This window comes from Pseudomonas sp. FW306-02-D09B, assembly GCF_058782685.1.
Genome location: NZ_JBYSXY010000015.1, coordinates 43,817 through 58,138, shown reverse-complemented (window position 1 = coordinate 58,138; position 14,322 = coordinate 43,817). Strand labels below are relative to the sequence as shown.

Sequence of the window (14,322 nt, the reverse complement as noted above, 5' to 3'; positions counted from 1 at the left end):
ACGTATGACCTCCCTATGGGCATAGCAAAATCGCCCCCTGTGCGGCGTAAGCCGCTGCTTTCAGGTTTGATTTCAAACAACGATCCAATTTTTTGAAAAAATATCCATGTCGGACAACGCCTGGGAGCTCCTGGTGGGCGAGGAGTGAGGTAAGAATGAACAGTGAACTCGAATCTGAAGTGTGGTTATCGGTTCAGCAAACATGTGATGCCAAAACGTTTGAAGCATTAGTTCAGCGGGCCGTGGATAGTTTCAAGAGGAATCCGGGATTTGTTCCTCTAGTGCGATTGCATGCTACCGACATTGGCCCGCGAGGTGTTCAGGTACTGCGTGCAGTGTTGCAGCAACGAGGGCTTCATCCTGAATCCTGTGTTGATGTTCCTGGTTACCTTGAACTGAGGTCTCGACTCAAAGACCACCTACGCTGTCAACTCCAGTGGTATCTGGTGAAGGGTGGGCATGCAACTGAGGAGATCCAAGAAGACCAACTCCACAGAGATTTGGGGCTGTAAACGATCTATCATGTGCCCCTACACTACGCGTTATCAAAATTGAAGGAAATTACCGATGTCTCGCCTGGCTGAATACCGCAAACTTGAACAACAACTGGCCGCCCAGCTGGCGGAGCTTGAGTCGATGAAAAGTGATTCCGGCCTGAAGAAGGAAATGGAGTTTGAAAGCAAACTACGTGCTCTGCTGGGTGACTATGGCTACAGCTTGAAAAACGTGATCAGCCTGCTCGATCCGCAGGCCGGTCGTCGCGCACCAGTTGCCGAGTCAAAAGCCGGCAGCCGCAAACCGCGTCAAGTGAAGATTTACAAGAATCCTCACAGCGGGGAGGTTGTCGAAACCAAAGGTGGCAATCACCGGACGCTGAAAGAGTGGAAGGTCGAATACGGCTCTGCCACGGTCGAGTCCTGGCTAACCAAGTGATCTTGGTTTGAGTACAAAAGGGCCCTTCTAGGGCCCATTTTTGTCTGCTACCACAAGGTGGTAAGCACCACTTGCGTGATTCGATTTATCGATGAAGAGAGAGGGCGCTGTGCGGTACAAAATGAGGGGCTTTGAAGAAATCGGCAAAATTAGCCGCCTCAGCCCCTGAGTCTTGTCGTTTGGGAAGGGTTTTCTCCAAACAGCTCTTTGTAGTAAGTCGAAAACATACCCATATGCCAGAACCCCCAGCGTGCAGCTACATCACAGATCAATGGGAGGGGATGCTCGGCTGAAAGCAGATCGCGTCTTGCTCCGTTGAGTCTCAGAAATCTCAAGAAAGTGACGGGGTTTATGCCGAGCACTTTTGTGAATCCATAATGAAGGGTTCTACGGCTAATACGCAGCTCATCGCAAATCTCAAGAATTGTGGGTGGGTTTTCTTGCCTGGAAAGGATGAATTCCTTCGCTTTTTCTACGATGTGGCGGTGAACGAATTGACCTCGGTGACCGTTTTTGACTTTGCAAATCATGTGCAGCCCGTCAAATAAACTGCTCATGATGTCACTGAGCATGACGTGGCGGCTGGGTTCTACGTCTAGTCCCGAGTGATTATTGCGTAGCCCGTCAAAGATGTCAGTGAAACAGCGGCGCATATGCATGCAAAGCAATGGGTCGGCTTCCTGTACGCCGCTGGTGGCGAGTAGGTGTTTCAAGCTGACCCGCTCAGTATTCTCAGCGTATGCATTGAGTAACTCGCAGTCGATCATCGCGACGCAGATGTCGGATTTCATCGGCGTGCGGAACTGCAATTGCGCATTGGGTTGGAGGAAAAAAATAGAATCAGGTATCAGTGCATCACCACACCAATATCCATCCCCGCAGGTTTCCATGGGTACCCCAATAGCAAACGTATTGGCTCTTGGCTGCCCTTGTTCATCGACAGCTTTATCCATCGACTCACGAAATAACTGGATAGGCCCTAAGGAAAGTTCTGTTAAGAATCCGGAAAAAGCGCCTTCGCTGATTTGTATGTAGTCCTGAGTCCAGGAGGATAGGGCGCCAGCCTGCTGAAACACATCATGAGTTTGGGTATGCCTGTACGAGGGCGTGAGCTTGGAAGGTACAGGTGGAACGGCTAAGGGCCAATACATGAGGTCACCTCATCGCCGCTGTCACTAAGGCGGCTTATTTCTTATTTTGTTCCGCCAAAGGCGAGGGCGTCTTTCGCCTGATTGTTTTGCATACACCTGGCATCCGCAAGACCTATATGTCGCAGCGGGTCTGCTATTGCCGATTTTTGATAGTGCTCGCTAGTCGTTGCCGATTACTGATAGTCGATCGCGCGAGGTTGCCGAAAGCCGATACCGTCTGTGTGCTTCCCTTTCTTACTGTTCTTCGTGTGTTGATTCCGTGAGCACCATCGAGCCACATGCGCCTGCATGCCCAGGCCGATGATACTAACAAGAACAGGGAGCCCCCCAAATGCGCGCTCGACGTGTACTTGCCATACCCTTGTATCCCTTGGCCTTTGCCTCAATCGTGGTTGCCACGACGCTATCGCCCAGAGTTCAAGCGGACACCGATCCGAAAGCCTTACTTAGCAGTAAATGCATGGCCTGCCATTTGCCCAATGGTGAGGGAAAACTCAACCGTATAGATCAGTCGCGTAGAACGCCGGAAGGTTGGGATATGACTATTGGGCGCATGATCGCGGCCCACGGTGTAAGTCTGACCGGCGATGAGCGGCAGATACTCGTCAAATACCTTGCCGACACTCATGGACTAGCTCCAGATGAAACGGCGGGCCGCCGTTACATATTGGAGCGAGAGTTCACGCAGGTGGAGACACCTGATGATAAGCGCGTCGCAGAAACGTGCGCGCGTTGCCATTCTTACGCCCGTATTGCCCTCCAGCGCCGAACGCCCGAGGACTGGCGCAAGCTGGCCAACTTTCATGTCGGCCAATACCCCACTATCGAGATCCAGCAAGCAGGGCGCGACCGCGACTGGTGGAAGATTGCCTCAGAAGAAATGCCCAAGCGCCTGGGCAAACTTTACGCTTTCAATGCTCCCGTTTGGGATCGTTGGCTGGCGACCCAGAAGTCTTCTGCGCAGGGGAGTTGGCGCGTAGTTGGCCATCGTCCGGGGTGGGGCGCATATGAAGGTGCTGCAACGATCAGCGCTGATGGAGCCGATAAGTACAGCGTGAAAATGGACGTCCGTTACGCCAATGGTAAGTCGGAGCATGGCGAAGGCAAAGGGGTGGTTTACACCGGCTTTGAGTGGCGTGCAGCCATGAAATTGGGGGATCTGGATACACGCCAAGTATTCGAGCTGTCGCCTGATGGTAAAAATCTGAAAGGGCGTTGGCACGTCGATAACGTCGACTCCATTGGCGGAGAGTTCGAAGCTGTCCGGGTGGGCAATGACTCTCCGGCCCAGATCCTCTTGGTAGAGCCTAGGGCAATCAAGGTCGCGAGTACCGCGCGTATAAACATCTACGGAAGTCACCTGACGGGAGACATCAAACTGGGCGATGGTCTGCGGCTGATTAAGGTGATTGAACAGAACGCGGACAAGGTAGTCCTTGAGGTCGAAGCAAAACCTGGCAGCAAAAATGGAGTTCGCTCAGTCGTCGTCGGATCAGCGCAGGTGACCGATGCGCTGGCGATATACGACAAGATCGATCATTTGAGCATCGAGCCTGATACCGCTATGGCGCGTGTGGGGGGCAATGGAGGAGCTCGACCGAAAGTGCCTGTGCAATTCGAGGCAATTGCTTACGCCAAGGGGGCTGGTGAACAAGGTGAAGCGGTACGCCTTGGCTACTTCAATGCGACCTGGTCAGTAAAAAACCTTAACGCTAATGCCGATGCGATGGAGGACGCCAAATTTGCCGGGGCAATGCAAAGCGATGGCTTGTTCGTGCCTGGTGAAGCGGGCCCTAATCCTGCTCGCAAATACCATACGAACAATGCAGGCGAGTTGAATGTGATTGCGGTGGTCGACGACGGTGGTCACGAGGTTAAAGCCAGTAAACCGCTGATAGTGACCGTTCAACGTTGGAATGACCCACCCATTCGCTAATTGTCGGAGGAGCAAAAGCATGTCCGATACACAAGCTCTCTACGTGAACAATTACAGCTTTCATGACGTGGCCTTGAATGGGAAACGAGTGCTGTTTCACATTCCGTCCAGCGGATTGTTTGAGCTGGACGAGGTGGGCGCAGCGCTCATCGACTTTATAAAGCATGAGCAGCAATTTACTTTTCAGCGTCTGAGGGATCGGTTTGCCGGAGAAATGTCACCCCAGGCTATGGCCGAGACACTGGGTAGTTTTCGGGAACTATCGATCCTGGGGGACGCGCCTGGAGTACCTGATAAAGGAGCCAAAATTGAGATCAAAGAGTTTCCGATCAGTACCATCGTGCTCAACGTAAACACCGGCTGCAATCTCAGTTGTACCTACTGCTACAAAGAGGATCTCGCAGTTCCTTCGAAGGGACTCAAGATGAACTTCGAAACAGCGCGAAAAAGCATCGAGTTGCTCATTGCCCAAGGGCAAGTTCGTGACAATCTCAATGTGATCTTTTTCGGTGGTGAGCCTCTGACGAACTTGTCACTTATCAAGCAAGTTGTCGACTACGCGGAGGCTCGTTGCAAGGAGGTTGGAAAACAAGTCGATTTCTCAATGACTACCAATGCCACCATGCTTACAGAAGAAATTGTCGATTACCTGGATCTGCATCGTTTCGGGGTTTCGATCAGCATGGATGGGCCGCAAGCTGTGCATGATCGTCGACGTATAACCGTGGGCGGCCAAGGCACATACGAAGTGGTAGCCAATAAAGCCCGGATGCTCTTGAAACGTTATCGCTCCAAGCCTGTGGGTGTGCGGGTAACGCTGACGGCGGGTTTTACCGATGTGGTGGCTATCCACGAACACCTGAAAAATGACCTTGGATTTGCCGAAGTAGGTGTAGCGCCGGCTACGTCTGGGCCGGTTACGGTGTTTAACCTCAGTAGTGCTGAGTTACGACAGGTGTTCGACAGCATGATGACGTTGGGGCGTGCCTATCGCGACGATGCGTTGCACGGCCGGAACAACGGTTTTTCCAACATGCATCAACTAATGAGCGACCTGTACGAGGGCCGAAAGAAAGCGCTTCCCTGTGGCGCAGGCGTTGGTCTGCTATCAGTGGACAACAAGGGCGACTTGAACCTTTGTCATCGATTTACGGGTTCAGATATGCCCACATTTGGCAACGTCGACGAGGGTATCGCCAAGGATCGACTAGGCAGTTTCCTGGAGGCTGCGACCGATCGTTCGAACAAAGGTTGCTCGACGTGCCGGATTCGCAATTTGTGTGCGGGGGGATGCTACCACGAGTCCTATGCCCACTTCGGTGACCCATTGTCCCCGACCTATCACTACTGCGATTTGATGCGCGAGTGGGTGGATTTCGGTATCGAAATCTACATGGAAATTCTCGAGAAAAATCCCAGCTTTTTCCAACGCCACCTCAGCACCCGGAGTGTCGAGCTATGAACCATTTGAAACCTAAGAATCGTAAGGCTCATGAGGTTGAAGTAGCCGTCGCACAAGGGAAAACCGAAGAGGTCATGGCCATGGCTGCGGTTGCAGGTTGTGCCACCACCTTCGACCCCGGTTGGGAGCTCGATCCGTTTTTGGGTGTGGCGGGATTGTGTCAACCAATGGAGGCCGACCTGTACGGCTGTTCAGATCCATGTTGGTGGCCAGCCCAAGTACCCGACAGCCTGAATACCTACACAGAGTGGAGCACCGGAAACGATTCGGCGCCTCAGGATTGGACTCAGCTACAAGCGGTGTTCCCGAAATAGCCATCCCCACACAATATGCGTCCAGCCAACTGGCTTGGCTGGACGCGAAGGAAGCCATATGAATAAGAGCAAACCACTTCCCGTTCTATCCGCCTGTATTGGCTCTGTGCTTGCAGTTGGCATTGGTCTGTCCAGCCATGACGCTTTAGCGAAAGACTACCTCGTGACCGCAGCGCGTCCGAATTTGATTCTGGTAGCCGATGCGCAGGAGCGCAAAGTCATCCATAGCTACAAAATTCCGAATACGTCCATGGGCAACAGCCCAGGTGCGTTAGTGGTCTCGAAGGATGGCAGTACCGTTTATGTGATTCACAATCGCTGGGAGAGTATTTCAGGCATCAATTTGGAAACCGGGCAGGAAGTTTTTCGCGCAGAGCTATCTGGAGCCGGTGTACGGCGAAAAGCGCCCTATGCCATTGATGTTAGTCCGGACGGTAAGGAGTTGGCGGTTTACGTAACTCAAACGGAGATGCTTCCTGGCGAGTACAAGGTAGACGACCCCTACATTGCCATTTTCGATACCCACAGCGGCCTAAAGGCTGAGCCTGTGCGGAAGTTAGCTTCGCCCCGTCGAGTCACTACCCTGGCCTACTCACCTGACTACAAACGTCTCTATGCGTTCAGTTGGAACATGCTGGTACTTGATCCTAAAACGGGTCAACAGATTGGAGAGCATCCTTGGCGTCAATGGCATAGAACCGGATTCGGTGAGCCGGATACGTTGGCAATTTGGCCGCAGTTCGAGCAGGCGCAAGAGTTCGCAACGCCTTACTACATCAACGAGGAAGTAAAAAAAGGTCAACCTCCGATAAGTCGGGCGGGAATATGGACGCTGGATCTTGTTAAGGACAAGGTGCGCTTTTCCGAGTTTGAAGATGCTTCGGTAGTGTTGTTCTCAACCGTCATCAACCCAGTACGGCGCAATGAGGCCTACACCGTCTATACCCAACTGACCAAGACTGACGTCGACACTGGCAAGCTACTTAAACGGATCGACCTCGATCACACCTATTACAACGTCAACGTATCCACCGACGGTAAGGAGCTGTACGTGGGCGGGACGGTCGATGACATTGCTGTCTTCGATTCCGACACGCTTGCATTCAAAGGTAAGATAAAGGTGCCGGGCGGTGGTGACCAGGTACTCACATCTCTACGTGTCGTGCAGCGCTGAGGTGTGGGATGAACAGATCCGTTCCACACAACCCTGCGTTTGAGCGAGCGCGAGAACGGTCTATGTGGCGCTGGTTGCTGACATTCGTCAGCCCCCAGCGTTACCCCTTGTTAATGGTTCTAACCCTTTCGCTATTTGCCGCTGTCGCTGGCCTCGGGCAACCCTATCTGACCAAGCGGTTGATTGATGACGGCCTGTTGAAGGGGCAATACCCAGTCGTGGTGCAGACGGTGGCAATGGTAATTTGCCTCGCGCTCGGTACTGCGGCTCTGGGAGGGGTAACGCGTACTCTTTATGTAAAAACGTCTGCCTGCGTGCTACATGCATTGCGCGAGGATTTGTTCGGCCATTTGCTAACCCTATCTCCCGACTTTTACGCTCGAACGCGCCAGGGAGATATTCATCAGCGGTTGGACGCTGACATGGCGGAGGTTCAACGTTTTATCGTCGACTCTTTACTCTCTGCACTCAACAACACTGTCATCCTAGTTGGGTCAGTGATCATGCTGGGGCTGATGAGCTTACCGCTGACGGCGCTCCTCGTGGCGGTATTAATCGTGAACGCCGTTTTCCTGAAGATCATCCGCCCTATGCTGGAAAACCTCACCCGGAAATGCCGGGAACGAGGTTCAGATATAGCCTCTTTTTTTGTCGAGACCTTAGCCAGTACCCGCTGTATCCAGACATTCAATGCTGCTGACAGAGAGTGTCATCGTCTCAGTGGTCTGCATTGGCAGCAGCGTAAGGACATGCTGGCGATGCAGTGGGCGAGCTATGCGGCGAGTAGTGTGCCTGGATTGATTTTGTCATTGGCAACTGCCGCCGTGCTTTTGCTGGGGAGTCAACAGGTGCTTGAACACCGTGGAATGACTTTGGGTGTGTTAATCGCCTTCATCACCTACATGACTAAGGCGTGCGGCCCAGCCCAAAGTTTGTTGAGCCTTTACGTAAGCTTTCAACGCGCCAAGGTAAGTCTCATGCGCATCAGTGAGTTGGCTTGGGAGATTCCTGTAGTTCAACAATTGCCAGTGGTACGACAGGTGAGCGCGCAGGGGCCGGGACACCTCGAAATCAAGGGAATAACATTCAAATATCGTTCAGCACAAGCGCCGGTACTTTCCTCATTTTCCCTTAGCGTACCCCCCGGCAGTCGTGTAGCTCTTCGGGGAGCATCAGGTGCTGGGAAAAGCACTTTAGCGGATTTGCTTCAACGTCATTTCGATCCTAGTCAAGGCACTATTGAACTCGACGGTGTCGATCTGCGACACCTCAATCTTGCCTGTATCCGAAAACGCATCGCCGTGGTTTCCCAGGACACTCAGCTGTTCAGTTGCAGTGTGCTGGACAACATCCGCTACGCCCGACCGATGGCCGAGGATGCCGAGGTAAAGGCAGCCGCGAAGATGGCTGGGGTGGATGAGTTCGTAGAGCGCTTGTCGGATGGTTGGAACACAGCTGTAGGCCAGCGTGGTCACGCTCTCTCCGGGGGGCAGCGGCAACGCATCGCAATTGCACGTGCGCTATTGCTGCACCCACAAGTGTTGATCCTGGACGAGAGCACCTGCTCCGTGGAGGTTGATCAGGAGCGGCGAATTCACGAGTGTATCGACCAGTTGTTTGCCAACAGCACAAGGATATTTATCAGCCATCGTCCTCGCGATGACGCGCCGTTTGATCTAGTGGTTGACCTTGATCGGCCATCAGTATTGCGGGTGGCCTCGTGACAATCCGCATCGGCATTTTGGATAGCGGTATGAGCGGCCTCTCTATTGGCAAGGTTGCAGGTGCTCGATGTTTTTTATCGAGTCGGCCCACCGACGATTGGCCAAGCGACGCGCTTGGGCATGGCGACCATATTGCGACGCTAGTCACCGAGGCGAATCCATTAAGCCAGCTTCTCATCGCACGAATTTTTGATGGGCAACGCAATGCACCGGTTGAACGTGTTGTGGCGGGCCTTGATTGGTTAGTGGTTTCTGGTGCTCAGGTAATCAATATGAGTTTTGGGATGCGCACGCCGTCTTTGCAATTGATTGAGGCCTGTGAGCGGGCAAGCGCCGCTGGTGTGATTTTGGTGGCTTCAGCTCCAGCGAGGGGATCACCGGTTTTTCCGGCCCAATTGAGTTGCTGTCTGTCGGTCTCGGGGGATGCACGTTGCACCGAGAGCCAATGGTCTTGGTTGGGATTGCTACGGGCTGATTTTGGGGCAAACCCTCTGCTTAGTAACTCGCTGGGTGCGCCGCTTGGTGGGTCGAGTTTTGCCTGTGCACGTCTTTCAGGAATAGTCGCGCGCATCATGGCGCAAGGGCAGATTGAAGTGCGTGAGGTAGTGAATGAGTTGCGCACTGCGGCTAATTACATCGGCCCGGAGCAGCGCGCATGAGTACGATAATCATACTGGGTGCAGGCCCCTCCGCCATAGTGTGTGCACTGATCCTTATGCGCCAAGGGCACCAGGTGCTTTTAATCGGTCAATACCGTCGCCAGTTTTTGCTGGAGGGGGCTTCGTCACGTGCCTATGAAGCCCTACGTCGTATGGGATGCATTGGTGCTCTGAATATGTTCCCTGAGCGCTGGGTGAGATGTTCAACGTGGGGAGGCAAGACCTCGCAGGTCAATGGTGAGTACGTAGTTGAGAGGGGATTGCTGGATAGATTACTGATTGATGATTTCGTAAAAAATGGAGGTCGTTTTATTGAAGGGATGGTACTCAACACGTCCTATCAGAAAAGGGGGTGGCTAGTTACGTATGGCGATAGCTATCAACAAGCCCAGCGAGTTGAAGGAGATTTCCTCGTCGAAGCGAGGGGGCGAAGTGCACCTAAAACCGCACCTAACCAGATTGCTGGCCCTATAGGAGTAGCACTTTCGCGCCGCTTTCTATCTTTGAAACGAGGCGTTCGACGGACGCTTACCGAATCCTTTCCTGAGGGCTGGGCATGGGTAACACAGGATCTGGACGGAAAAGTCAGCATTCAATTGATTGTCGACAGTGAGACGTTGAGAGAAGAACAACACTGTGGGCTGGCTGCTATTCATGCCCGATTGTTATCACGACATTCTTATGTCTCACAAGAGTTAGGAGTGCTCAAACCTCTCGGCGAGGTGAGCGTACGGGGCGTGCAGCCGTTGCTCAGGGGAGACTTGATTAGTGCCTGCCATCTGCGCCTTGGAGATGCTGCCTATTGTGTTGATCCGCTTTCGGGGCACGGCATGTATGAAGCGATGGCAGGTGCCTTTGCGGCTGCACCGGCAATCAATACCATAATCACGAGACCAGATCTTATTGATTTGGCATGCCGATTTTACGAGCAGCGCGCACGTCACACTTTCTATCTTCGCTGCAAGGCAGGGGTGGAACTCTATACAAATGAAAGACGTTGGAGTGATGAACATTTTTGGGCCGTTCGCCAGAATTGGAATGCTGGGTACTTCCCGGAGCACAATCAAAATGGCAGGTCGGTATTGGTCAAGCCAGTCGTTGAGCAGGATTTGATCGTCGAGCGGCAGGTGATAGTCACAAATGAATATCCTCAAGGTATTCGATTTCTCGCGGGCGTGGAGTTGCCGGCATTGCAAGATCGACTAGCAAATCGACAGGGGCGCCTAGACAAAGCCCTGCTGGCCAGGGAGCTGGGTGTGAGTCTGATTCAGCTTGATTCAGCATTAAGTTGGATGGGTGAGGGGCTTTAGATTGATGCCTTTTGTAATTTCATAAAGCGCATGGTTATTTGTGAGGTGATTGAGTTGTTGGCCGGCAGCCATCTAAAACTGACTGACTCTGTTAGTGGTTGCGGCCTTACTCGGTGCCCAATTTTAAATACGGACTGCGGTGCACCATTACGTGCTCATTTATTAATGATATTCATCTTGTGTTGATGCTGTTTATAGTAATAGTGTAACCCAGGTAAAAGTGCCTTCTGCATGGTTCAGCATGGCCTCTCTAGCGGCGTTCCCATCACCCTGAGCTATGGCCGTGATTATTGGGTCGTGGCTGAAACTGGTTAGGTGTTTACTTCCTCTGGGTTTCTCGATGGCAAGAATCACTTCGGTCAGTATTCGCTGAATCTCAATTTCACCGCGCAGTAGATTCTCTGACTTTGAAATTTCAGCTATCAGGCTATGGAACCTTGCATCGGCAAAGCGCACATCGGGAAATTTTGGCAGCAGTTGGTCAAAATGATCGCCTGCAGTCTGTATAGCCACGAGCTCTTCGGCCGATGCCCGACTCGCGGCTAGAAAGCATGCCTCTCCTGAAATGGCTCGTCGCCAATCTGTTAGGTCTCGTAGCTCTGATTTAGTGAGAGGCGACTGGCGAGCTGCTTCGGCGATGCGCTCTCCTACGTCATTGGTAACGAATGTGCCGCCATTGCGTCCTCTAACCGTCGCGAGCAGCCCCATATCTTTAAGCGCATTGAGAGCCACACGTACCGTCATTAGAGCGATGCCAAATCCTCGCGCTAGGTCGGTCTCAGGGGGGAGTTGATCCCCAGGGCGAAGCTCACCCGTGAAAATTGCTTCCCGTAAGCGCAGCGCCACGAGGTCTGGAGCAGATCGAACTGACCCGGGAAGAGGGGATAGAAATTTCATTTGACCTCTAGAGTATAGATGTTAATCTCGTGGTGTTTTCGCGGCCTGGTGCGGCCGTATTTTCAGCTAGATGATGAGGAAATCATGCCTGAAATGGCCAGTTCGACCAATAAGAACCTCTCAGTAGCCTCGACAAAAATTCTTGTCGTTGGATCTTTAACCCCACCCGATGCAGGCGATTGGCTAAAAAAAACGCTAAGCGAACTGGCGGATGGCGTCTTCTCCTCAATCCATCGAGGTGGAGCTGAGTATATTTTTGTGGATGCTTCTGCAGCGAATTCGTCACCAGAAGAGCTGCTCCGTCAAGCAGGCGGGCTCTTGGTTCTTGGAGGCGGGGATGCAGATCCAGCCTGCTACGGCCAAGTCCCTATCGTCGAAACAATGTATGCGATTAATCCCAAAGCAGACCAATTTGAGCTCGACCTAATTCGACAAGGAAGTACTAACAATCTACCAATCCTTGGGATCTGCAGAGGCATGCAGCTGATCAATATCGCGTTTGGTGGAGAGCTTATTCAAGATATTGGCTCGGGGTTACATAGCGGTACGGTTGATAACTCGGTCATGGTTTCTCATCCAGTTACGCTTACGGTAGGTTCGCGCCTGCAGTCAATATACTTGAATTGTGAGGTTATGATCCGATCAGGCCACCACCAGGCCATTTCGCGGGTAGGTGAAGGTCTAACCGTTACCGCCCGAGCGGCCGATGGTGTCGTAGAGGCTATCGAAGCAAATGAAAAAAACTGGATTGTTGGAGTGCAATGGCACCCCGAAGATCCAATGGCATCTCAAGATGACCTCGATTTACTGATGGGGGCGTTTTTGAATGCTGCTCGTCAGAACGATAGACTTCAACTTAAGACAGCCAAAAGTAAATCGTGCATAGCTTGAGAATTGGCAAGGACGGGCGCCACTAGGTTCAATTATTTATTCATCGTTGGATAGATGGTAGCTCTTGGTTGTAAGTAAGTATGTTATGGTTTTGTTGTTGTTTTTCGATAGTTATCCAAGGAGCTTGACTTGTACTGGGAGAGACTTGGCTAATGGTTACTGAGGTTTTGGTGCTAAAGCCTCGCTCTCTGCAGCTGGCACTATGGCTGAGTATTGAGCTCAGGAAGGCGCTCTCAGTTTTTCACGCATAAGGCGACTGTAGGTATCAAGCCCTATATCCCTTTTGATAATTGAATGCCAGTGGTTATGCAGTTTTAGAAAGCGGCGCATATGGGATTTCCAGTTTTTGGTTTCGCATTTGTGTCTACGGCATTTTACTGTCTGGAAAAAAATAATAAGAGGTTGTTATGGCTTATGTTCATGATGAATCAACGCAAGAGCCTGGTGTTGGTAACGAGTTAAAGCGTCGGCTTGAAAGTCGCCATGTTCAACTAATATCTATTAGCGGAGCTATCGGTACCGGGTTGTTCATGGGGGCAGGGAAAGTTATCGCACTTTCTGGGACTTCAATCATTCTTGTTTATGCGATCATTGGTTTTTTTGTTTTCTGTGTCATGCGAGCAATGGGCGAGATGTTGCTATCAGATCTCCGCTTTAAATCATTCGCAGATATTGTTGCAACGTACCTGGGAGCTGAAGTCGGTTTCGTGCTTGGCTGGTCTTATTGGCTAAGTTGGTGCGTGGCAGCGATTGCAGACATGGTCATGGTTGCAGGGTTCTTTCAATATTGGTATCCAGATGCGCCTACTTGGGCACCAGCAATTTTGACGCTGTTCACGCTCGTCGGTTTGAATATGCTTGCAGTTAAAGTGTTCGGCGAGGTTGAGTTCTGGTTTGGGTTGATAAAAGTTGTTGCGATAGTGCTGTTGATTGTCACCGGGTTTGTACTGATTTCGATTTCATATACTTCACCCAATGGTATCACCGCTTCAATGTCTCACTTGGTCGAACGAGGGAGCATGCTTCCTCACGGTATCAGCGGGTTCTTCGCTGGTTTTCAAATCGCCATATTCTCTTTCGCCGGAACGGAATTGATCGGGACAACTGCTGCGGAGGCCAAAAATCCAGAACGCACATTGAAAAAAGCAATAAATACAATTCCCGTGCGGATTGTTCTGTTTTATGTGCTTTCCCTGGCCTGTATCATCAGCGTGGTCTCATGGGGGCTAATACCGGCGAATAAAAGTCCTTTCGTTGAGCTGTTTCTGCTCGCCGGGTTTCCCGCTGCTGCTGGGATGATTAATTTCGTTGTCATCACTTCAGCTGCTTCGTCAGCAAATAGTGGTATCTATTCCGGGGCGCGGATGCTGTTCGGGTTGTCCAAGAAAATGAATGCTCCTGTTTCATTTGGGTACGCATCAAAGCAAGGGACACCTGCCAACGCTATCATGTTTACCGGTGTCACTATTCTTGGTGGGCTGGCACTTCTTTTTGTCATTCCAGAAGTAATGACAATTTTTACGCTGGTTTCAACTGTGTCCGCAATCATCGTTCTATTCACTTGGTCAATGATTACGATTTCCTACGTGGTCTATAGGAAGCGAAATCCTGAGTTGCACAAAAAATCTGAGTTTAAGTTTCGATGGGGGATTCCTCTGGCGATCATCACTCAAGTGTTTCTCGTATTTGTACTAGGGTTGCTTGCGCTGGAAGCGGACACTAGAGCAGCTTTATATGCGATGCCATTTTGGTTTGTGTTTTTAGTTGTTGCATATCGTTGGAAACTGAAAACAAAGTTGCATAAAGCAGTACCGACTTCCTGTGCCTGAAAAATGTAAGGCCAGTAAAGGAAGCATCCTGGCTCGCGATCA

Annotated in this window: 13 protein-coding genes; 11 read left to right on the top strand and 2 right to left on the bottom strand. The window is 51.6% G+C overall.

Annotated elements, in window-relative coordinates; translation table 11 throughout:
- The first annotated feature begins 155 nt into the window (after positions 1 to 155).
- Together AC3WK5_RS22630 and AC3WK5_RS22625 are read left to right on the top strand one after the other, a co-directional pair.
- Positions 156 to 512, top strand: a complete 357-nt coding sequence (locus AC3WK5_RS22630; RefSeq protein WP_103319340.1) for a hypothetical protein — start codon at positions 156 to 158, stop codon at positions 510 to 512.
- 55 nt (positions 513 to 567) lie between these two features.
- A complete protein-coding gene (locus AC3WK5_RS22625) occupies positions 568 to 933 on the top strand; it encodes a histone-like nucleoid-structuring protein, MvaT/MvaU family (protein WP_103319342.1) in 366 nt (121 codons plus the stop codon).
- Between the two features lie 158 nt (positions 934 to 1,091).
- Here AC3WK5_RS22625 and AC3WK5_RS22620 read toward each other — a convergent pair whose 3' ends face one another.
- On the bottom strand, positions 1,092 to 2,084 hold the full coding sequence (locus tag AC3WK5_RS22620) for a helix-turn-helix domain-containing protein (RefSeq protein WP_103319345.1): 993 nt from the start codon (positions 2,082 to 2,084) through the stop codon (positions 1,092 to 1,094).
- A 331-nt stretch (positions 2,085 to 2,415) separates the two neighbouring features.
- Here AC3WK5_RS22620 and peaA point away from each other — a divergent pair, with 331 nt between their 5' ends.
- The 7 genes from peaA to qhpG all read left to right on the top strand — a co-directional run bounded on the left by peaA (position 2,416) and on the right by qhpG (position 10,663).
- Positions 2,416 to 4,020: a quinohemoprotein amine dehydrogenase subunit alpha gene (gene peaA, locus AC3WK5_RS22615; protein WP_103319347.1), complete on the top strand. Its 1,605-nt coding sequence runs from the start codon at positions 2,416 to 2,418 to the stop codon at positions 4,018 to 4,020.
- Between the two features lie 19 nt (positions 4,021 to 4,039).
- On the top strand, positions 4,040 to 5,482 hold the full coding sequence (gene peaB, locus AC3WK5_RS22610) for a quinohemoprotein amine dehydrogenase maturation protein (protein WP_103319349.1): 1,443 nt from the start codon (positions 4,040 to 4,042) through the stop codon (positions 5,480 to 5,482).
- Positions 5,479 to 5,796: a quinohemoprotein amine dehydrogenase subunit gamma gene (qhpC, locus tag AC3WK5_RS22605; RefSeq protein ID WP_103319351.1), complete on the top strand. Its 318-nt coding sequence runs from the start codon at positions 5,479 to 5,481 to the stop codon at positions 5,794 to 5,796. Before peaB ends, qhpC begins: the two co-directional genes overlap by 4 nt.
- Positions 5,797 to 5,854: 58 nt before the next feature.
- Positions 5,855 to 6,970: a quinohemoprotein amine dehydrogenase subunit beta gene (gene peaD / locus AC3WK5_RS22600; protein WP_103319353.1), complete on the top strand. Its 1,116-nt coding sequence runs from the start codon at positions 5,855 to 5,857 to the stop codon at positions 6,968 to 6,970.
- Positions 6,971 to 7,032: 62 nt separating this feature from the next.
- Positions 7,033 to 8,694 carry an ABC transporter ATP-binding protein gene (locus tag AC3WK5_RS22595; RefSeq protein ID WP_158248926.1) on the top strand — a complete coding sequence of 554 codons (1,662 nt, stop codon included), beginning with the start codon at positions 7,033 to 7,035 and terminating at the stop codon, positions 8,692 to 8,694.
- Complete coding sequence (gene qhpE, locus AC3WK5_RS22590; RefSeq protein WP_103319357.1) at positions 8,691 to 9,353, top strand: subtilisin-like serine protease QhpE; 663 nt, start codon at positions 8,691 to 8,693, stop codon at positions 9,351 to 9,353. Before AC3WK5_RS22595 ends, qhpE begins: the two co-directional genes overlap by 4 nt.
- Positions 9,350 to 10,663: a flavin-dependent monooxygenase QhpG gene (gene qhpG / locus AC3WK5_RS22585; RefSeq protein WP_103319359.1), complete on the top strand. Its 1,314-nt coding sequence runs from the start codon at positions 9,350 to 9,352 to the stop codon at positions 10,661 to 10,663. The genes qhpE and qhpG overlap by 4 nt, the downstream gene beginning before the upstream one ends.
- A 192-nt stretch (positions 10,664 to 10,855) precedes the next feature.
- Here qhpG and AC3WK5_RS22580 read toward each other — a convergent pair whose 3' ends face one another.
- The gene (locus tag AC3WK5_RS22580) at positions 10,856 to 11,560 is read right to left on the bottom strand and encodes a FadR/GntR family transcriptional regulator (RefSeq protein WP_103319361.1); all 705 of its coding nucleotides are present in this window, start codon (positions 11,558 to 11,560) and stop codon (positions 10,856 to 10,858) included.
- Positions 11,561 to 11,644: 84 nt separating this feature from the next.
- Between AC3WK5_RS22580 and AC3WK5_RS22575 the strand changes: the two genes are divergently transcribed.
- Entirely contained in the window at positions 11,645 to 12,451 is an 807-nt protein-coding gene (locus AC3WK5_RS22575; protein ID WP_103319390.1) for a gamma-glutamyl-gamma-aminobutyrate hydrolase family protein, read from the top strand.
- A gap of 407 nt (positions 12,452 to 12,858) precedes the next feature.
- Positions 12,859 to 14,280, top strand: a complete 1,422-nt coding sequence (locus AC3WK5_RS22570; protein WP_103319364.1) for an amino acid permease — start codon at positions 12,859 to 12,861, stop codon at positions 14,278 to 14,280.
- Positions 14,281 to 14,322 lie beyond the last annotated feature (42 nt).